This is a genomic window from Candidatus Erwinia haradaeae (genome assembly GCF_900698925.1).
Taxonomy (GTDB): domain Bacteria; phylum Pseudomonadota; class Gammaproteobacteria; order Enterobacterales; family Enterobacteriaceae; genus Erwinia_E; species Erwinia_E haradaeae_I.
The window spans coordinates 550,754-573,000 of the sequence record NZ_LR217713.1 but is presented as its reverse complement, the minus strand read 5'-3'; the positions used below and the strand labels follow the sequence as shown (position 1 = coordinate 573,000).

Annotated in this window: 11 protein-coding genes and 4 tRNA genes; 13 read left to right on the top strand and 2 right to left on the bottom strand. The window is 30.9% G+C overall.

What is annotated here, in order from left to right:
- The first annotated feature begins 473 nt into the window (after positions 1-473).
- The 9 genes from recB (at position 474) to HACICURV3402_RS01700 (ending at position 12,295) form a co-directional block, all read left to right on the top strand.
- On the top strand, positions 474-4,052 hold the full coding sequence (gene recB, locus HACICURV3402_RS01740) for an exodeoxyribonuclease V subunit beta (protein WP_157992629.1): 3,579 nt from the start codon (positions 474-476) through the stop codon (positions 4,050-4,052).
- A 184-nt stretch (positions 4,053-4,236) separates the two neighbouring features.
- A complete protein-coding gene (glnS, locus tag HACICURV3402_RS01735) occupies positions 4,237-5,916 on the top strand; it encodes a glutamine--tRNA ligase (RefSeq protein ID WP_157992628.1) in 1,680 nt (559 codons plus the stop codon).
- 1,350 nt (positions 5,917-7,266) lie between these two features.
- A complete protein-coding gene (gene ybeD / locus HACICURV3402_RS01730) occupies positions 7,267-7,530 on the top strand; it encodes a DUF493 family protein YbeD (RefSeq protein ID WP_157992627.1) in 264 nt (87 codons plus the stop codon).
- 78 nt (positions 7,531-7,608) lie between these two features.
- Positions 7,609-8,289, top strand: coding sequence for a lipoyl(octanoyl) transferase LipB (gene lipB, locus HACICURV3402_RS01725; protein ID WP_157992626.1), 681 nt, complete (start codon positions 7,609-7,611; stop codon positions 8,287-8,289).
- Between the two features lie 1,017 nt (positions 8,290-9,306).
- Entirely contained in the window at positions 9,307-10,218 is a 912-nt protein-coding gene (gene lipA, locus HACICURV3402_RS01720) for a lipoyl synthase (protein WP_408609277.1), read from the top strand.
- Positions 10,219-11,906: 1,688 nt separating this feature from the next.
- A tRNA-Leu gene (locus HACICURV3402_RS01715) sits at positions 11,907-11,992 on the top strand.
- A 28-nt stretch (positions 11,993-12,020) separates the two neighbouring features.
- A tRNA-Gln gene (locus tag HACICURV3402_RS01710) sits at positions 12,021-12,092 on the top strand.
- A gap of 44 nt (positions 12,093-12,136) precedes the next feature.
- Positions 12,137-12,213: transfer RNA gene (locus HACICURV3402_RS01705), tRNA-Met, on the top strand.
- Between the two features lie 7 nt (positions 12,214-12,220).
- A tRNA-Gln gene (locus HACICURV3402_RS01700) sits at positions 12,221-12,295 on the top strand.
- 1,695 nt (positions 12,296-13,990) lie between these two features.
- Here HACICURV3402_RS01700 and accC read toward each other — a convergent pair.
- Both accC and accB read right to left on the bottom strand, forming a co-directional pair.
- A complete protein-coding gene (gene accC, locus HACICURV3402_RS01695) occupies positions 13,991-15,340 on the bottom strand; it encodes an acetyl-CoA carboxylase biotin carboxylase subunit (RefSeq protein WP_157992624.1) in 1,350 nt (449 codons plus the stop codon).
- An 11-nt stretch (positions 15,341-15,351) separates the two neighbouring features.
- On the bottom strand, positions 15,352-15,822 hold the full coding sequence (gene accB / locus HACICURV3402_RS01690) for an acetyl-CoA carboxylase biotin carboxyl carrier protein (protein WP_157992623.1): 471 nt from the start codon (positions 15,820-15,822) through the stop codon (positions 15,352-15,354).
- Between the two features lie 1,614 nt (positions 15,823-17,436).
- Between accB and cysP the strand changes: the two genes are divergently transcribed.
- From cysP to cysA, 4 genes are read left to right on the top strand one after another with little or no spacing between them, the layout of a single operon-like run.
- Positions 17,437-18,438, top strand: a complete 1,002-nt coding sequence (gene cysP, locus HACICURV3402_RS01685; RefSeq protein ID WP_157992622.1) for a thiosulfate ABC transporter substrate-binding protein CysP — start codon at positions 17,437-17,439, stop codon at positions 18,436-18,438.
- Between the two features lie 2 nt (positions 18,439-18,440).
- Positions 18,441-19,274 (top strand): sulfate/thiosulfate ABC transporter permease CysT, encoded by an 834-nt coding sequence (gene cysT, locus HACICURV3402_RS01680; RefSeq protein ID WP_157992621.1) that lies wholly within the window; start codon positions 18,441-18,443, stop codon positions 19,272-19,274.
- On the top strand, positions 19,274-20,116 hold the full coding sequence (gene cysW / locus HACICURV3402_RS01675) for a sulfate/thiosulfate ABC transporter permease CysW (protein WP_157992620.1): 843 nt from the start codon (positions 19,274-19,276) through the stop codon (positions 20,114-20,116). The genes cysT and cysW overlap by 1 nt, the downstream gene beginning before the upstream one ends.
- 22 nt (positions 20,117-20,138) lie before the next feature.
- A complete protein-coding gene (gene cysA / locus HACICURV3402_RS01670; RefSeq protein ID WP_157992619.1) occupies positions 20,139-21,200 on the top strand; it encodes a sulfate/thiosulfate ABC transporter ATP-binding protein CysA in 1,062 nt (353 codons plus the stop codon).
- Positions 21,201-22,247: the final 1,047 nt, after the last annotated feature.

Sequence of the window (22,247 nt, the reverse complement as noted above, 5' to 3'; positions counted from 1 at the left end):
TTATTATAATAAACAAATGAAATATGACATAGTAATTAAGCGTGAATGCGTGAGGAAATTAAAGATTAAGGCATGTATTAGTTGCCGTTAAAGGATATTATTTCTTTTTAGTCAGTAAGGAGAGATACTGATGATTTATCCTTATATGCAATTCTATACTAGTCTATAAATAGACTTACTAACATAATGTCTTATGATTTTCTACATAGAATCTTGTATATGTGTACACTCCAGTGATTCTTACATGCAATAATTGCATATCATATAGATAAATTAGATAACATCTGTAGATTAAACATAGAGATAAGTTAATTTGAGCTTGATTGTTGTAGATTATAAAGATGTTTTAATTAAAAACGCATAAAAGACTGTGCAACACATACTATGTAACATGCAAATTAATTATGAATATACCCATTGTAGTTATACTACAAAAACCATTGAATACATCAGGAACTAATATGAGGTAAATAATGCCTATTAATCTTCAACCATTATCTCTTCCATTACATGGTGAACGATTGATTGAAGCCTCAGCAGGCACAGGAAAAACTTTTACTATTGGTTTACTTTATTTGCGCTTATTGCTGGGTTTAGGTAGGAAAGAAGATTTTGTTCGTCCTTTATCAGTACAAGAAATTTTAGTAGTCACGTTTACTGAAAGTGCAACTGCAGAACTTCGTAGGCGTATTTACTGTAATATATATGAATTACGTATTGCCTGTTTACGCGGCCAGAGTATCAACCCGTTTTTCATAGAATTAATGTCTCAGATGACTAATCTATCTGATGCGGCTTCGACTTTATTCATAGCTGAAAAAAACATGCATCAAGCCTCTATTTTTACTATTCATGGTTTTTGTAAACGCATGTTGCATCTTTATTCTTTTGAGATAGGTTTTTTATTTCAGCAGGAACTTCTGGTTGATGAAACCTCAATACAACGTCAAGCAGTAATTGATTTTTGGAGGAGATTTTTTTATCCACTACCACTCTCAGTAGTTCGCGTGGTGCGACAACTATGGATGGGGCCAGAACAGCTTTTTAAAGAATTATCACCTTGGTTGTGTAGACAAACCCTGCGACCTTGTCAATCACTAGAGCCCAATACATCTATTACACAAAGACATGAGGACATCATTTTAGAGATTCAAGAGCTAAAAAAGGAGTGGCTTACTTTAGATGATTTATTTGAATTAATGACAAACTCTGGAATTGATTCTCATAGTTATAATTATAAAAACCTTCATCTCTGGTTAGGAAAAATTACTTCATGGGCACAAACTCAAACTATAGATTATTTTTTCCCAAAAGAGTTATCCTATTTCAGTCAGAAGATTTTATTAAATAAGAGTAAAAAAGGTCCCCCTCCACATCATGCTATTTTTAAACAAATTGAAATATTTCTTTCATGCCCACCTTTTGTCTCTTTACGCCAATGCGTAACTTCCCATGCAAGACAAGAAGTTTATTCCTTTTTAAGGAAAAAAAAGTCTCTGTGTGCACAAATCGGATTTGATGATCTTCTAGAAGAATTAGATAAAGCTCTACATAAAAAGAATGGAGAAACATTATCTGGAATGGTACGCCAACAGTATCCAGCAGTTATTATCGATGAATTTCAGGATACTGACCCAAAACAATATCATATTTTTCGAACTATATATCATGAAAAACCTAATATTGTATTATTATTGATAGGAGATCCTAAACAGGCAATCTATAGCTTTCGAGGCGCTGATATACTAACCTATATAAAAGCGCGTTCCGAAGTTAATGCACACTATACATTAGACACAAATTGGCGATCATCAGAAGCCATGATTGCAGCAGTGAATCAGTTATTTTTACGAAAAAAAAACCCATTTCTCTTTTCTGAGATACCATTTACCAGCGTTAAGTCTGCACCTCCAAATCGTGATTTACAATGTAGCATACAAAGTAAAATACACCCTGCGATCACATTTTGTCTTCAACCCGGTGAAGGAGTAGGCATTGTTGATTATCATCAGTTTATGGCAGATAAATGCGCCGAAAGCATTAGACATTGGCTCGATAAAGGAGCACTAGGTCAGATGTTAATTGGTAATAAGAAAACAAAGAGACCAATAAAAGCCTCGGACATTACAGTATTGGTGCGTAACCGCGATGACGCCTCAATAATTAAAGAAGCGTTAAACAGGCTCAGTATTCCATCAGTATACCTATCTAACCAAGATAGTATTTATAGAACATTAGAAGCTCGTGAAATAGTATATTTTTTACAAGCAGCATCCAATCCTTGGAAAAAATCTTTACTTCTAAGTTCACTAGCTACGAGTTTATTTAATGTTAATGCAGAAACCATTGATGAATTAAAAGGTAATGATATTGGTTGGCGTTCTGTAGTAGAGGAGTTTATTTGCTATCACAAGCATTGGAAAAATCATGGTATCCTTTCCATGATACATTTGTTTATCAGAAAACGTCAAATAGATGAAAATTTATTAGAATCTGATAATGGAGAGAGACGTGTAGTTAATTTACTACATATAGGTGAAATTTTACAAGAAGCTTCTATCACTAGACATAGTCAGAGGATATTAATACGTTGGTTAGTTGAGAAATTAGAACAACCTGATAGTAAAACACCTGTTCAGAAATTACGTTTAGAACATGATGGCCATCTAATTCAGATCACTACTATTCATAAATCTAAAGGTTTACAATATCCACTAGTATGGCTACCCTTCGCTTCCAATTTTTATGCTTTAAAAAATAACTATTATCATAATGTTCAATCTTTAATTCAACCACTTGACGTGTCCGAAGATTTACACCATAAAGAGATAGAAGAAAAAAATAGATTAGCAGAAGATTTACGTTTACTCTATGTTGCGCTAACGCGTTCAATATTTCATTGTAGTATCGGTATTACACCAATATTTAAGGGTAGACGTAAAAAACAAGGAAAGAGCGATTTACATCGTAGCGCGTTAGGCTATCTTATTCAACATGGAATACCTTCTGATGCTAGAGGTCTTCGTTTAAAACTACAAGAATTAAACAGCAATCTTATAGAACTAGATGAATCCTGCGTAATAACAAGTAAGATATGGAGAAAATATAAGGCATGTGATCCTAAGACGTCTCTTTTGAGTAGACATAAATTGTCACGTTTGATATCAAGTGACTGGCGAATGACAAGTTACTCTGATCTTCAAAAAAAAAATCAGAATATAAAGACTATGATGATTAACGCCTTGCCTGATAGTTCTTTTATTTTTAATAAGAAAGAAGAAAGAAACGCAGAAAAACAAATAGTAGACTTAGATTTTACATCACATACTTTTCCGCGTGGGTCTTCATCAGGAGTTTTTCTCCATAAATTATTAGAAAAATTAGAATTTGATACACCACTAAATGAGCGATGGTTATTACGGCAACTAAGATGTCAAGGGCTAAGTGATCAATGGCAAGAAGCCATGTGCAATTGGATAAATAATATTTTACATACTCCTCTAAATGAAACAGGAGTCAGTCTTAGCCAGCTTTCTCGCTCAGCGCGACAGGCAGAACTTCAGTTTTATTTACCAATCTCTCGTCTGTTAACAGCTAAAGCGCTAAATAACGTTATTAAAAATGATCCATTATCCGCGACTTGCCCTCCTCTAGTTTTTTATAAGAGGAAAGGCATTTTACAGGGAACTATCGATTTAGTTTTTTTCTGGGAAAATAAATACTATCTAGTAGACTATAAATCTCATTGGTTGGGAAATACGAATAGTGCGTATACAAAGCAGGCAATGCATGAAGTAATGCAGGTGCAGCGCTATGATATACAGTATCAGATTTATGCTTTAGCATTACACCGACATCTGCGTCGCTGTATAAAGGAATATGATTATAAACAGCATTTTGGAGGTATTATATATCTTTTCTTACGAGGTCTTGATGGAACTAAAGGTAGTTATGGGATCTATTGTGTTCATCCAAATTCTGAGTTTATGAATAGAATAGATGATCTCTTTTTTCATGAAAAGAAAAGCCTGAGAGATCTTGACGGTCTATAAAATAGAACTAATTATGTTATCTTCTATCAAGAAGATAATCTTATGTATTCAAATGAATTATCGTTCAAATAATGTGATTCATTTAATAATAAGATAACTTTTCTTCTATGTTAATTTTAATGTTTTTATTAAACTTTTAAAGTGTTACCATCATTTTATTTTATTTATATGTAAGGATAGCTGAATGAGTAGGTCAACAACTACCCCGACTAACTTTATTCGTCAGATTGTTGAAGAAGATTTAGTAAACCGTAAATATAATTTAATACGCACACGATTTCCTCCTGAGCCGAATGGATACCTACATATTGGTCATGCTAAGTCTATTTGCTTAAATTTCGGTATCGCTGAAGACTACCAAGGGCAATGTAATTTGCGCTTTGACGACACAAATCCAATTAAAGAGAATATAGAGTTTATTGATTCTATTAAGCGTGATGTACAATGGCTTGGTTTTCAATGGTATGGTAATGTTCGGTATGCTTCAGATTTTTTTGAAGAACAGCATAATTACGCCATAGAACTCATAAAAAAGGGATTAGCATATGTTGATGAGTTATCACCTGATTTGATACGACAGTATCGTGGAACGTTAAGATTAGCAGGAACCAATAGTCCATATCGATCTCGTGGTGTAGAAGAAAATTTAAGGTTATTTTCTGATATGCGGAAGGGTAAATTTCCTGAAGGCGCTGCATGTCTTCGTGCTAAAATTGACATGTCTTCTAGTTTTATGGTTTTGCGTGATCCTGTTCTTTACCGAATTAAGTTTGTTGAGCATCACCAAACTGGCTATCAGTGGTGTATTTATCCTATGTATGATTTTGCCCATTGTATTTCTGATGCCATTGAAGGTATTACACATTCTCTCTGTACTTTGGAGTTTCAAGATAATCGTCGATTATACAATTGGGTTCTAGACAATATTAGTATTTCAACACGACCAAAACAATATGAGTTTTCACGTTTAAATATTGAATATACTGTAATGTCTAAACGCCAACTGCAGCTGTTAGTAACTCAGAATCTTGTAGACGGATGGGATGATCCACGCATGCCAACTATTTCTGGCATGCGCCGTCGTGGATACACTCCAGAATCAATACGGGAGTTTTGCAGACGCATCGGTGTTACTAAACAGGATAATTTGGTTGAAATGGAAGCATTAGAATCCTGTGTTCGCGAACATCTCAATGAACATGCGTTACGAGCAATGGCCGTTCTACGTCCAATTCTAATTCATATTACAAATCTTCCTAAAGATTATGAAGAAATTATTTATATGCAATACCATCCAAATAAACCTTCAATGGGTATCCGAGAAGTACCTTTTACGAATGAAATCTATATTGATAAATCAGATTTTTTAGAAAACAAGATAAAAAACTACAAGCGTCTTATTTTGGGAGAAGAAGTCCGTTTACGTAATGCTTACATTATTAAAGCTGAGAAATTAGAAAAGGATAATGAGGGGAATATTATCTGTCTGTATTGTTCGTGTGATCTAAAAACCCTCAATAAAAAACCACATGATGGACGGACAGTAAAAGGAGTAATTCACTGGGTATCAGCGAAATATAGCTTACCTGCAGAATTCCGATTATATGAAAAACTGTTTATTTGTTCAAATCCATTGAAAGATGAGAATCTTTGTATGAGTTTTAATCCAAATTCTCTTGTTATTCAAGAAGGATTTGTTGAACTTAGCTTGAAGACTGCGCAGGTATCTCTCTCTTATCAGTTTGAAAGAGAGGGCTATTTTTGTTTGGATAGTATTTATTCTATGTCAAATAAATTAGTATTTAATCGCACGATTTCTTTGCGTAACCGCTGGTTGGGAGATAAATACGCAAATAATGCTTAGTCTAAATTAAATTTAGAATAAAGGGATGTTTTTGAATCTGATTCTCATGATTATCTATTTATAATGGTTACTAAATTACATTAGATTAAGATAAGTCTAATATATGATACTTATCTATTTTAGAACTGTACTGATACATTACAGGCATATTTATAATTATAGTGAAAAAGTAATAAATATATCTCATAATCTGATCTAGATTAGATGTGTTCTATATTTTAGATATGAGGTGAATCAAAGCACATTAGTCATTGAAGAAAATAAGACTAAAAATAGTTTGTATATTATGATGATAATATCACACAGAACCTATCTAAGCAACGAGTGCGAATTCTACATATTAAAATTACAGAACAATATGTTATGCATACCTAATGATCATATATCTTTTACTTAAAAAGGAAAAGATCTTATCTATACCATAATGCCAAGAAGATCACACAAGAATAAATTAAAGAAGATGGAATTAATTTCTATTTATCATAGTTATCATTTTAAGAATTAAGACAACCAAGCAATTCCCTTGTTCTTCTTAGGTGGTGAAGATACAGAACACTTTTTTATTAAATATTAGCTAGCGTGATAAATTCTGAATAATGCATGTTAGTCAATCTATGCTATGATTTAAAATAATTACAACTTATATAATTCATACTGATTTAGTATTAGAAATTTTAGAGAATATTTTAACAGTAAAATACTACGGTAACACTGTCATGCAAAATTTATTGGTTAAATGTTTGCATATTTATGAATATATATTATCGTTTTGGATTGTAATAAAATCAAACTTTTATAATATTTAATTTTATTAAGTCGTATAATATATGCATACTTATTACTTTCATAGATTTGATGATCTAGATTAGTTTCATGAGAAGATAGAGAATATAAGATTGATAGTACGTTTCGCTAATGTAGAAATCATATATATTTTGATACTGAAAGATTATATATTGAATTCAGTTTTAAGTGCATCTTGGTAAGATTCTAACAGACAGTATTTATTTATATCATAAGGTTATATTTTTTCGAGGTGTGGGTTCTATACAATTAAAATTGACATACGAATTTACAAGTGAGATTAATATAGAAAATATAAAAATAACGAAATCATAAATTGGATAAGAGCTATATCGGAGAAAAGTAATGTAATTGCAATGTGTTTATATTTAAGAGCTGTATATTATATAGTATATCAGAGATATATTGTCTCAATTATGTATACATAATAAGCTGTTGAGTTTAAATTATTCTTTCTGTGTTGCCTATTTATAAGATCAATAATATAGTACTTTCGTAAAACAATGGTTTTTTGGGAGAATTGATATATGATTATCGGAGTATAACTTGAATACTAAACTTGTTGATCTTCTTGTATTTCCAGCATCCATGACTTATAAAATCATAGGAATACCAAAGATCAATTTTATCAATCAAGTGATTGAAGTAGCACAATACCATGTGCCTGGAGATTACTCTCCAACAGTGCTTTATAGCTGTAGAAGAAAATATTGTTCTATTTCTATTACGATTATAGTCAAAAATATTCACGAAGTAGAGAGTTTATATAATGATTTAAGTGATATAAACAATGTTCGCATGGTCTTTTAGTTATTCAGAGAATAGTTGCACTAGATTCCACAACAGTACATTTTATATTTATTTATATAATTGCGGATTTTAATAAGAATGATTGTTTCATCTTTAGATTCTTTGATGGTTCGAAAGCTTGGGTTACGCCCTTGGAACACTGTAGTACAGGCTATGTGTCAGTTTACAAATCAGCGAAGCCAAAAGACACTTGACGAAGTTTGGTTGGTAGAGCACCCCCCAGTATTTACCCAAGGGCAATCAGGAAAGATCAAGAATATATTCATATTAAATCAAATTCCAGTAATGCAGAGTGATCGGGGTGGTCAGTTGACCTACCATGGTCCAGGTCAACAGATTATGTACGTAATGATTGATCTGAAGCGACGTTCCATTACCACGCGTCAACTCATTGATTGTATTGAGAAAACAATAATTGATACATTAACTTTTTTTTCTGTAGTTTCTCATACTCAATCGAGAGCACCTGGCGTTTATGTAGATGACAAAAAAATTGGTTCTCTAGGATTGCGTATACGAAAGGGATGTTCATATCATGGTTTATCCCTCAATGTAAATATGGATCTAACTCCATTTCTTCATATTAATCCTTGTGGGTATGTAGGATTGAAAATGACTCAGTTACAAGAACATAAAAACAGTGTAACATTAACCGACGTGCAACCAATATTAATATATAATTTTGCACGTCAATTATCTATCTCTCAAATACACTGGATAGAAGAAAATGAAATCTGCTCATATGAAAAAACTAGTTAAAATGATGAAATATTTAATAAATCCATATGTTTTGTATAACAATTTTTAGATTTATTTTAAATATTATGTTTAATAGAAAAATCAATATCTCCTACCATATTATAATGGTTATAAAAATTACTATTTTTCTACGATGTTATAGAGAAAATAGGTTTATATATTAATTTTATCATTTGTATTTTTTAAATATATCATGTTTTAGTGTTACTCTTATATTAAATAAGATTGGATATATATTCAGAAATATGATTTATCACAGTCCCTGACAATCAAAGAAGGGTATAATATTAAATTCAATTTAATTTGATCTTATGAGAAAAAATCTATTCTTGGATAGAAACTTTATCTCTATCCACTTGAAGTTCTAGACATAATATATCAATTGATCATAGATCAATTAATGGTATAATATTTTAAACTTTTATGCAGATTGATAAGATAGTAATATAATATGGTAGATGTCATCACTAAAGTTTAGAAAATTATATGTAGTCGGTGTGTATTTCTATATTAAATCATTTCTTAATCCTCAATAATAGAGATTTTATTAAATATCATATCGTGAAGAAATAGGGGCTTTCGAAATCATTATTCAGATCTGTAATCGTAAGAATTAGCGAAGAAGATTATTAAAACGGACATGAAATATTATTAGCTCTTGTTAATAAACGAATTTACGGTATGATAATGAGCATAAGATGATCTTTTGAAGTGTATTTAAGATTAAAATAATAATAAGTTAAATTAGCTTGATCCTATCTGTACTCGATGATACATGGAGAGATGATAAATACTATGTTTTAAGTTATGCAAATAATTCTTTTATCAATGTTCCATGAACTGAAAATATGGGATTTATTTAAATAAATATTTTAAAAATTATTTATTGATCAAGAACAATACAGTTGTATCTATGAATTCTAAATAGCTTTCTACATATACTATATTTGCTAGGCACAATTAATGAGTGAAGTTCATATAACAAACATATATACAAAAAATAATGATCAAGAGGTAATGGAAGAAACTAAAGATAATACTAGAATGATAAATTCAACAGGTTTTTTACCTAAGCCAGAGTGGATTAAAATTAAATTTTCTTCTGATTCTAGAAAGATTCAACATATAAAAGAAGTTATACGAAATCAAAATCTTTATTCTGTATGTGAAGAAGCTGCTTGTCCTAATTTATCAGAATGTTTTCACCGCGGTACGGCTACTTTCATGATTCTTGGTTCTGTATGCACTCGTCGTTGTCCTTTTTGTAATATAGACAAAGGGAGACCTTTAGCTCTTGACCGTGATGAGCCAAATAAATTAGCAAAGATTGTTAATACGCTTGGCTTGCGATATGTAGTAATGACTTCAGTTGATCGTGATGATCTACATGATGGAGGAGCTCAGCATTTTGCAAACTGTATTAGTGCCATTCGTGATAAAAATCCATATATTAAAATTGAAATTTTAGTACCTGATTTTCGTGGATGCAGACAAAAAGCGCTAAGTATATTAACAAAGACTCCGCCAGATGTTTTTAACCATAATCTAGAAAACGTTCCGCGCATGTACCATATAGTGCGCCCAGGAGCTAATTATCATTCTTCACTTCAATTACTTTCAAGCTTTAAAAAAGAAAAACCAGATATTCCTACTAAATCTGGCCTGATGTTTGGATTGGGCGAAACTAATAATGAGTTAATAGAGGTAATGAGCTGCCTTCGTCAGCATGGTGTTACCATGTTGACGTTGGGACAATATTTACAACCGAGTCGCAATCATTTATCTGTTCAGCGTTATGTAAGTCCAGATGAATTTGCAAAAATGAAAAAAATAGCTATAAACATGGGCTTTACTCACGTAGCTTCTGGGCCTTTTGTTCGATCTTCATACCTTGCTGATATGCAAGAGCAAGGGGTGGAGATTAAATAAAAAAATTGAAAATAATAGAATTTAATTATTTTATATTTATATCAAAGTGCAATTATAAAGATATAAATGATAGAAAATATTTTTTATGAATTCATGGTTTAATTTTTTTAAAAAATATTATTTTTTATATTGAATGGCTATTCTCTTTAAATGAGATCCAAAAGAAATAGTAGATACTCGGTCTTTTAGTTGTTACTAAAATTAATTTTTACAAAATTATATCTAGCATATCATAAGTTATTTCTTTGATAAAATGAGTGATAGAATTTAATATCTTTTATGAGTATATAATATAAAAATATATTATTATATAGAATAGATTCGTCTAAAATTTAACATATTTCTTGATACAATCAATCGTTGCATTATTAAAGATGGAATTAATTTTAATCAAAATTATTTTTTAATAAAAATTATTATAGTTATTCTTATGGTTTATATTTTTCTTGAATAAAAAATTTATTTTATGATTTAAAGTGATATATCAAAGGATATCTGAATTAAATTCTTGCGAAAATACTCGGATTTTTCTAATAGAAAAATGATAACTATGTATATGATAATTAGATAAGTTTAAATAATTAAGTGAAATTAGATATTGTTGAGTAACAATCAAAATTAGTTTTATTTAGGTAGTTCTTCTACTTCATGACATTCGTTGATAATAGTATTTCTTGTATTTATATAAATTAAAAAAATATAAATTTAATATTTTTTAATAAACTTCTTACATTAATTATCAAAATGAATTTAATAGAATACCGTAAATAGACAATAAGTATATTGAGAAAAAACTTTTAATACTAAATATTACATAGAATAAATTAAGAAAGAGCTCTTTCATGGGTAAGAGAGAACGCATCCCGTTTAATGGATGATAAAATATAAATGAAAAACTCACGTTCAGATGAGAGAAGAATCATTATAATTACTAAAGGATATTTTGTATTACACAAATAGACGCATCAAATGCTCATCACTGTAGTTATCTTAATTTTCTAGCTAAACTTAATAAAGACAGATATACTTAATCAAAGCTTCTATGTTATAATTATTTTTGAGTTAAATTAGGTATCTATAAAATTATCTTATAATTATACTTATAGTAAGAGAAAATAATTAAGTTGATGATATTGGTAGTATAAAGTCTGATCTAAGAATTTTCATTCAACCACCATCGATATAGTTAATAAACCATAATTAACTTGATCAACGATTTTTATATGATAATAGAATAAATATCATTTACTCTAAGATTTAGATAATTTATTTTAAGATTGTTGACAGAGCATTCAAATAAAAAGAAAATAATTTCTTATTATTTGAATGCTCTATAATTTTTATTATAGAGAAAATACATTTAAAAGAATAAATTGATTAATATAGGTAAGTCATATCTATATATAATCTTTAGATATTATATTTATATATTAAGATAATGTATGCAGCTTAGTATTGGAATACTATAGTTAACAAAAAATGGCTATATGCAAAAACTATCTTTTTAGATTTAATTTTATACTGTATATAAAATCTCGTTTTTACCATAAAAGAAAAATTAGTTGACGAATAAATAACAGATATATATGATATAATATATATTAGAATAATGAATGATAATTTATTTAAAACAATAAAATGATTAAGTTATAAATATCGATATTAAGAATTCAATACACCTTATGAAGGCGGGAGTGGCGAAATAGGTAAACGCACCAGATTTAGGTTCTGGCACTTTAAAAGTCTACGAGTTCGAGTCTCGTCTCCCGCACCATAATATTAGGTGATAAGAAAAATAAGAATGGGGTATCGCCAAGAGGTAAGGCACCGGTTTTTGATACCGGCATTCCCTGGTTCGAATCCAGGTACCCCAGTCAGATGCAGAAGAACTACTGTATATAACAATAAAGTATATACCGGCTACTTAGCTCAGATGGTTAGAGCACAGCACTCATAATGCTGGGGTCACAGGTTCAATTCCTGTAGTAGCTACCAAATTTACTGGGGTGTCGCCAAGTGGCAAGGCTCTGGTTTCTGATGCCAGCATTCCGGGGTTCGAATCCCTGCACCCCAGCCATATAGAATAGATTTCGATCTATAATATCATATTTAAATTTTTCATAAACACGCAGTATTGACAGATTATAGGTTAGAAAAATACATCCTCTCTAAATAGAGGAGAGAGTAGTTTTACATTCTGTTTATTTCTAAAAAGTTTATCTGAAGTATTCAATATAATTTGATTTTTTAGTTCTTATACTTATATTTCTGACCTACCTAACTCCAACCGTTAGGCTAGAAGATAACCTTCTACATGTCTTATAAGTTAATTTTGACTTATATTATGATTTAATTTTTTTTATTTTAAGCTAAAATAGCTTTTTATTTGGATCTTCTAATATACGATAGATCTATTTCCATGTTTGGATGAAAAAAATTATATCAGGATTCTTTTAAATCGTTTATGATTTATTTTATCAAGGTAAAATAATCTTGATTTGTTAATCAATAATAGACTAGTATTATAAAATCTATAAATCGATACCTAGTTAGTTATTAGCATATGAAGATTGACATTATTATGTAAAAATTCTACTAGATAAATATCTAGTATATGGATGGTATCATCTTCGTAATGGTACCAATTGACAGAAGTATTTATTAGGTCAGTATATGAAGAATAAAAATCTTTAATACAATTAAAATATTGATATATAAGATTATTTTAATAATGAAAATAAAAATTAACGTATAATATATAAAAGATAATAATAATATTATTTAAATAGATTGTTAGTTAAGAACCAATGAACATCTTAAAAGAAATGTTTTTAATCTTATTATTTAAAGAAAGTTTTCTTAAAAACTGTTTTCAGTCAAATTGATATTTTGATTAGTATAGTAATCAAACTAATTGTTTTACACTTAAAAATTAATTATGAATGATATTTATTAATACATAAAATATGCAATAATATTTATTTTTTATAATAGGTGGTTGCAATGATCCATTTATTAGATATTATTGCATATGTTATAATATATTTATCTAATGAGTTCTCATTATTTTTATATAATACGACGATTCAATATTAATTGTATATTACTCATATAGTAATTACAGACATGTACAGATAAATTCTCAGTTGTCTATTCTCATATTTTAGTTTATAAAAACTTCTTTCTTACTAGAAGTATATATATACTATATAATTAAATAAATATTAAATATTTGATCTATGGACATCCCTTTTTGTTGAAAGATAACAGATCTTTCTTTTTCATTTGAAATACTGTTATATATAAATACAATAAGTCTGAATATAGTTGTAAATAGCACCTGGTGATTAAAAAGCAATTTTTGAGTCAATTTACAAGACTAAGTAAATAAAAAACATCTCTCTTGGATGTCAATTAGCTCTTATTCTCTCTTTCGTAATCTTGAATTAATAATTCCGAATAGAAAATAGGATACAATTTCATCTTTAATTACAGTTTAGACATAAACAATATTGTCCTTTGTATTGCATAAATATACTAAACATCTTCACTCAAATATGTAAGAATTATTAAGTGAAATAAAATCAATTATATTAATAATATCTGAGAAATAGTTTTATTATTATATCATATTTTTTGGTTTTAAAAAAAAATAATCTTATCCCAAAATAAATATATTGATTTATTAAAGATTACTTTCAAAGAAAAAAGAAAAAAATTTATTCCAATGATTGATCATATACTTTTTCTACTAAAGTAGACAAAGACTAAGTTAAAGCTCTTCTAGACCAAGTTTTTTTTCTAAATAATGAATATTAGTACTGCCAATCTGAAAATTTTTATCTGACATAATATTCATTTGCAATGTGATATTAGTTTTAATGCCATCAATAATTAACTCATTTAAAGCATTTTGCATGCGCGCAATAGCTACATTACGATTTTCTCCAAAAGTAATTAGCTTTCCTATCATTGAATCATAATAGAGAGGAACGCTATAACCTGAGTAAACATGCGATTCCCATCGAACTCCAAAACCACCAGGTGCGTGAAATCGGGTAATTTTCCCAGGACTTGGTATACAAGTAAATGGGTCCTCGGCATTAATACGACACTCTACTGCATGACCACGGACAATCACCTCATCCTCTTTAATTGATAGAGGGTGACCAGAAGCAATACATAGTTGTTCTTTTATCAAATCAATACCGGTAATCATTTCAGTAACTGGATGTTCAACCTGAATACGAGTATTCATTTCAATAAAATAGAATTGACCATTTTCATAAAGAAATTCAAAAGTACCTGCACCACGATAACCAATATCAATACAGGCTTTTGAACAGCGATTCCCTATATAGCGTCGCATTGTCTCAGTAATACCTGGAGCAGGAGCTTCCTCTACGATTTTTTGGTGACGACGCTGCATTGAACAATCTCGTTCGGCGAGGTAAATAGCATTGCCATGGTCATCTGCTAATACCTGAATCTCAATATGACGAGGGTTCTCCAGATACTTTTCCATATAGACTGTTTCATTATTGAAAGCTGCTTTAGATTCTGTTTTCGTTATATTAATTAATTGTTCTAAGTCTTTATCAGAACGAACGACTCGCATGCCGCGGCCGCCTCCACCTCCAGAGGCTTTAATCATTACAGGGTAGCCAATGCGTTCAGCAAAGGCCCGATTTTCATCCATATTTTCAGTCAATGGCCCATCAGATCCAGGCACTGTAGGAACACCTGCTTTCTTCATCACTGCAATTGCTGATACTTTATCACCCATTAGGCGAATTGTATCAGCCTTTGGCCCAATAAAGATAAACCCTGAACGTTCCATTTGTTCAGCAAAATCTGCATTTTCAGATAAGAAACCGTATCCAGGATGAATAGCTACAGCACCAGTAATTTCTGCAGCGGAAATAAGTGCTGGAATGTTTAAGTAGCTTTTTACGGGTTGCGGCGGGCCTATACATACAGTTTCATCTGCTAATAGAACATGTTGCAAGTCTCGATCAACTGTAGAATGCACTGCAACTGTTTTAATACCCAGCTCTTTGCAAGCGCGTAAAATACGTAGTGCAATTTCACCACGATTAGCAATGATAATTTTGTCCAACATGGTTACTCTCGCTATTCGATGACAAACAGTGGTTCATCAAATTCAACAGGCTGACCACTTTCAACTAGAATTACTTTTACGATACCAGCTTGTTCAGCTTCAATCTGATTCATCATTTTCATGGCTTCAACAATGCATAAAGTATCACCAATATTGACTGATTGACCTACCTCTACGAATGGTTGTTCATCAGGACTTGGGTTACGGTAAACAGTGCCAACCATAGGAGATCGGACAATATAGCCACTAATCTTCGAAATAGAAGATGCTTCTAAAATCGCCTCAGATGGAACGTCTGAGCCTACAGTAAGACTAGGTTTTTTAGTTCCTGATTCTTTGTGTATTTGCTGTAATAGAGAGTTATTAGAATGACGAAGTGCGCGGCTAATACGAACCGATTCTTCACCATCAGATATCTCTAGCTCAGCAATACCAGACGCCTCAACTAATTTAATTAATTTTTTAAGTTTACGAATATCCATGAGGTAGTTCCATGCTCAGTTTATGCAGATGCAAATAAATATATGCCTATAATTGGTATAGAATACAAGTATTCATGGATCTTAGTTATTTCTCGTAATCCTGTCAGCATACGTGTTGTATAGAAAAAAGAATACTATTGGCTAAAAATAGAATCTGTCATATATGTTTGTTCTAATATAGTCAAGAATTTTGAGAGCAATAATATAATTTATCTCATCTGTTTTTCGATAAAATGCTTTTACTTATAATAAAGTAATTAGTAATTAAAATTCATCCTACAATATTAGGTTAAAATAAACTAAAATGATCATTATCTGTACTATGACATGATATAGAATATTAACTTATTAATATTTGTTTCGATTTATGATATTTACGTTGTTATTAGATTCATGTATAAAATTTTAGGATAATTCCATAAAAAATCTACAAAAAAATTCTTTTATTTTCTTTTATTATCTATGATTAATTTCAGCATGATACAAAATACATGGATGAAGATAGTTTGTCATCCTTTCAGATTAAATTTGCAATAAAGGTTACGCAAAAGGTAAATCTTTTCTCTGATATCTATATGTATTACTACAATATTCTGTTACGTTGCTCAATTAGATGATATCTGATCCACATCTATGAAAACACGTATTTCTTATAGGCCAGAAGCATTAAATGTTCTCTTTCAATTTATCTAGTCCATATACTGAGATAAATAGATGAGTAAACTAGTTATATTTGAGCAATAGAGTATGTATATATTGTTATAGTTATGTATTTATACCGTCATTAAAGACTGCAGCGTTAACAGTATTTCCCTATTATGGTGATAAAGCATACTATATCTAATGTTAAAGACAAACATTAGACTTTAGAGAAAGACATTCTATATTATTCGATAATGACATCATCCATTTTGAGATACGAATCGTAATGAAAACTGAAAATTATACATTGATTAAATTGTGCATAGATTAAAACTATTCATGTCTCTTTTTTCCGAAAAACTTTAGGTTTACCATTGGGTAGAGAAGAACTAATAAGTCAAGCTTAATAAAGCATAAACCTATAAGAAAAACCAGCTAATTTACTACGTAAATTATTTGAATTAATGAATGTAATAGTTGAGATCTCTTTTTTATCTAGTTCATTATTTAATATATACCAAATATACATAAAGAATTCGATGGTTATAGTATAATGCATCAGCATATCTAGATAATATAGTGAGAAAAGCTAAGGAAAATGATACATGATCACATCAATGACATTTGCATAATATGCCATGACGTTTGCATAATATTCCATAATAAAATACTAATATAAACGCAGATCAAAAGTTTTTTAGTAAAGATAAATTTTTCAAGAGATATTGGTAAAAAATAAAGAAAATCTTCGGATGATAAGTTTAGACTCTTAACCTTAGATAAAGAACTTGTATATCTATGCTCTGTTCTTATTACAGATAAATAACCTATGACCAACACTTATAGTGTTTTTTCATGGAGAAGTACAAAATGATATATAAAATTTCTACATTATTTATATAGGTTATTAATAAACTTGATTAATTTTTCTATAGTAGTTTTTTATTTTCAGGAGGCATAATAAAATAATCGATGAGAAAAAAAATAGCAGCCTATATATTTTCATTAGTTTTAAGTGGTGGAGTAGAGGCGACTACTTTACTGAATAGTTCATATGATGTCTCGCGCGAACTCTTTACAGCTCTTAACCCCCCTTTCGAGAAGCAATGGGAAAAAAATAATCCTGGTGATACACTAATTATTAAACAATCTCACGCGGGTTCCTCAAAACAAGCATTATCTATCTTGCAAGGACTTAAAGCAGATGTCGTAACTTATAATCAAGTCACTGACGTACAGATCTTGCACGATAAAGGTCAACTAATTCCACATGACTGGCAAAAGCGTTTACCTAACGATAGCTCACCATTTTATTCTACAATGGCATTTTTAGTACGAAAGGGAAACCCTAAGCACATAAAAAATTGGAGTGATTTAGTACGTAGTGATGTAAAATTAATTTTTTCTAATCCTAAAACATCTGGCAATGGGCGTTATACTTGGCTAGCTGCTTGGAGCGCATCAGATCTAATTAATAGACATAATCACTTAAAGATAGAAAAATTTATGACACAATTACTACAAAATGTTGAAGTGTTTGATACGGGAGGTCGTGGTGCAACAACAACATTTATTAACAGTGAGATGGGCGATGTACTCATTAGTTTTGAATCTGAAGTGAATACGATTCGGGATCGTTATCCACAAAAAGGATATCAGGTAATTTTACCATCTATTAATATTATTGCGCATTTTCCAGTAACTTGGGTTGACAAAAATATACGACAAAATCATACCGAAAAGGCCGCAAGATCCTATTTAGAATACTTGTACACACCAGATGCTCAAAAGATTATGACTAGTTTTTACTATCGAGTTAACAATCCTAAGTTAATGGAAAAGAATAAAAATCGGTTTCCCTATACTCATTTTCTCAAATTAGAAGAAGTTTTTGGTAGCTGGGATCAAATTATTAAAACACACTTTTCAAGCGGCGGTGAACTAGATAAGCTTTTAGCAACGAGGCATGAGTAATTATGTGGGAATTACCAAGTAAACGAGTGCTACCTGGGTTTGGAATTAGCCTTGGTTTCAGTATTTTTTTCACCTGTCTAATCCTGTTGCTTCCTATTAGTGCATTATTGATGCAACTTTCAAAAATGACTTTAGTAGAATACTGGGATGTAATATCTAATCCACAAGTATTAACTGCATATAAGGTCACATTCATTTCTGCCGGGCTTGCATCAATATTTAACGCTTGTTTTGGAATGCTAATGGCTTGGATTCTCACGCGTTATAATTTTCCGGGTCGTAATTTATTAGATGTTCTTGTAGATCTACCATTTGCCCTTCCTACAGCTGTGGCGGGCCTGATATTAACTGAATTATTTTCTGTTCATGGTTGGTATGGCAACTTATTATCATGTTGCGGTATTAAAGTCTCTTATACTTGGTTAGGAATTGCTATAGCAATGGCGTTTACTAGCTTACCCTTTGTAATACGCACTGTACAACCGGTTCTGGAAGAATTAGGTCCAGAATATGAAGAAGCTGCTGAGACACTTGGTTCTTCTTCGAAAAAAAGTTTTTACCGCGTGGTTCTTCCAGAATTAGGTCCAGCGCTTCTAGCAGGAACTGTACTTTCTTTTACTCGTAGTTTAGGGGAATTTGGCGCAGTTATTTTTATTGCAGGTAATATTGCATGGAAAACTGAAGTTACATCCTTGATGATTTTTGTACGGCTACAAGAATATGATTATCCAGCGTCTAGTGCGATTGCCTCAGTAATTTTAGTAACCTCTTTATTCCTTTTAGCTTTTACTAACGTCTTGCAGAACCGGCTTGGAAAGCGGATTGGAGGACATTGATGTCAGACTTAATAGAAATCTTACAGACTAAACGCTCTTCTATTTCTCAAGGATGGAAATGGATTCTGATAGGTACAGGTATAGTAATTTCTTTGTTCTTATTAGCAGTTCCGTTAATCGCAATTTTTTTTACTGCTTTCTCTGGAGGATTATCTGAAACATTAAGAAATTTAAGTGATTCTAATATGCTACATGCTATTAGTTTAACATTATTGATTGCAAGCATTTCTGTACCAGTCAATGTGATATTTGGGACGTTATTGGCCTGGTTAGTTACACGTTTCTCCTTTCCTGGTCGGCAACTGATATTGACGTTATTTGATATTCCATTTTCTGTTTCACCAGTAGTAGCGGGTTTAATGTATTTGCTATTTTGGGGCATGAATAGTCCCGTTGGAGGGTGGCTAGATGCTCATAATATTCAACTGATGTTTTCGTGGCAAGGCATGGTTCTTGTAACTATTTTTATTACTTGTCCATTTGTAGTGCGTGAATTAGTACCAGTTATGCTTAGCCAGGGTAAGCATGAAGATGAAGCGGCAATACTATTAGGGGCATGTGGTTGGCAGATGTTTTATCATGTAACTTTACCAAACATTAGATGGGCATTGCTATATGGTGTGGTTTTAACTACGGCACGAGCTATTGGTGAATTTGGAGCTGTATCAGTAGTCTCTGGATCAATTCGAGGTGAAACTTATACAATACCATTACAAGTTGAATTATTACATCAAGATTATAATACCGTTGGCGCTTTTAGTGCTGCTGCATTATTAACTATGATAGCAATATTAACACTTTTATTGAAAAACGTATTTCAATGGAAATTAAAAAATAGATGATAATATATGACTAGGGGGGGGGATGAGTATTACAATCAGTGATATAAATAAATTTTTTGGCTGCACACAAGTTTTGAATAATATATCTCTAGATATATCTTCTGGAGAGCTTGTGGCGTTATTAGGTCCTTCTGGATCAGGAAAAACAACACTATTACGTATTATTGCCGGTCTCGAGAGTCAGAATACGGGTTATTTAAGTTTTCACGGTCAAGATGTTAGTCGAGTGCACGCACGTGACCGCCAAGTTGGTTTTGTTTTCCAAAATTATGCGTTATTTCGTCATATGACAGTATTTGATAATATAGCTTTTGGATTAACTGTTCAACCAAAACGAAAGCGACTTTCAGTAAGTTCTATTCGAAAAAAAGTGACAGAACTTTTAGAGATGGTGCAGCTAGGTCACTTAACCAATCGCTTTCCATCTCAGTTGTCAGGGGGACAAAAACAACGTGTTGCTTTAGCGCGTGCGCTTGCGGTGGAGCCACAAATCTTGTTACTAGATGAGCCGTTTGGAGCTCTAGATGCGCAAGTGCGTAAAGAATTACGTCGTTGGTTACGCCAGTTACATGAAGAAATAAAGTTCACTAGTGTATTTGTTACCCATGATCAAGAAGAAGCTATGGAAGTCGCCGATCTTATAGTAGTTATGAGTCAAGGTCATATTGAGCAAGTCGGTACACCTGATCAGGTATGGAATGATCCTGCCACTCGCTTTGTTCTAGAATTTTTAGGTGAAGTTAACTGTGTTGAAGGAAATATACATGGCTCTCAATGTCAGGTAGATCTATATTCTTGGCCTCTTATTAAGACCACAACTTATCAAGGTAAGGTTCAGCTTTTTTTACGACCATGGGAAGTAGATATTAGTCGTCATAAAACTCTTAAAACCCCTCTACCAACTCGAATATTAGAAGTTAGTCCACGGGGGCACTATTGGCAGTTAGTTCTGGAACCCACAACATGGAAAACTGAACCGTTAAGTGTAGTTATGAAGGGCGTAGAGTCCCCACCTAAACGGGGTGAGTATATATTTATTGGTTTACAGAATGCACGTTTATATCATGGAAACCAAGCCTTATAAAAAACGTAGCGATAATTTTATCCATCATTAATATCTATGTTTATACAAAAATATGTGTTGTCATCAATATAGATCTTTTAATTATTTCATTATAACACATTAGGAGTTACGTTTTATATTTAAAAAGAGTGGATAAGGTTTAGTACGCATTGTTTTAATAATCTTGATAGATCATAAACTTTTCCTTTTTCCATAATAAGGAAACATATCTCATTAGATATATCAAATTGTACAATAGCTTATTACATATAATAGTTTTTATTTTTCATTCTAGATTAAGATTAATGGTTGAGGGCCTCTATCATCAGGCTGTGATGCTATTCAAATCTAGATGGTGTATTTTTTCAAAATTATTTTTCAATACAAGAGAAGAGAATAAAAAAATAAACTAATGCAGAGATATATATTGATAGACTGTTTTCTATGTATAATGAGAACCAATGAATATTATTTAGTGTCATTTTAATGTTCAATTAACATATAAACTTGTAATAGTATTGAATAAGCTGATTGCTATAAGTAATAAATATATTTATATAACTACATTTCAATAGAATAATGAAGATAGATGATTTTCTATGTTTTAACGTAACATCACTAGATAATAAAGAGACTAGAAGTGGCATAAAAATTTATACATTACTTATATTATGAAAAGAGTTTATCTGAATAGATAGTTTAAGTATGGTTAGTCTCAATTTGTTGATTCAAGTATTGATTGAAATCATTTATTATAGACAATATAAATACATATACTAAATTTATTTCTATGTTATCTGGATATCATGCAATAGAATTTTGATGCATTATTAATCTTATCTATTATGGTTATAGATAACATCAAATAATTCAATTTTGCTCTAGGATATAATTAGAGTCTTTATTTTAAATCTTTGACATTAAAAAGATCTTTTATATTTTATATTATTATATAGATATAATAGTAAAGATACTCTCATATAATTACTACTATAGTATATGCTTAAGGTATCCTGAAACGCTCAATTATAGAAAATTAGATTCATATCTATGAAAACATAGAATGTA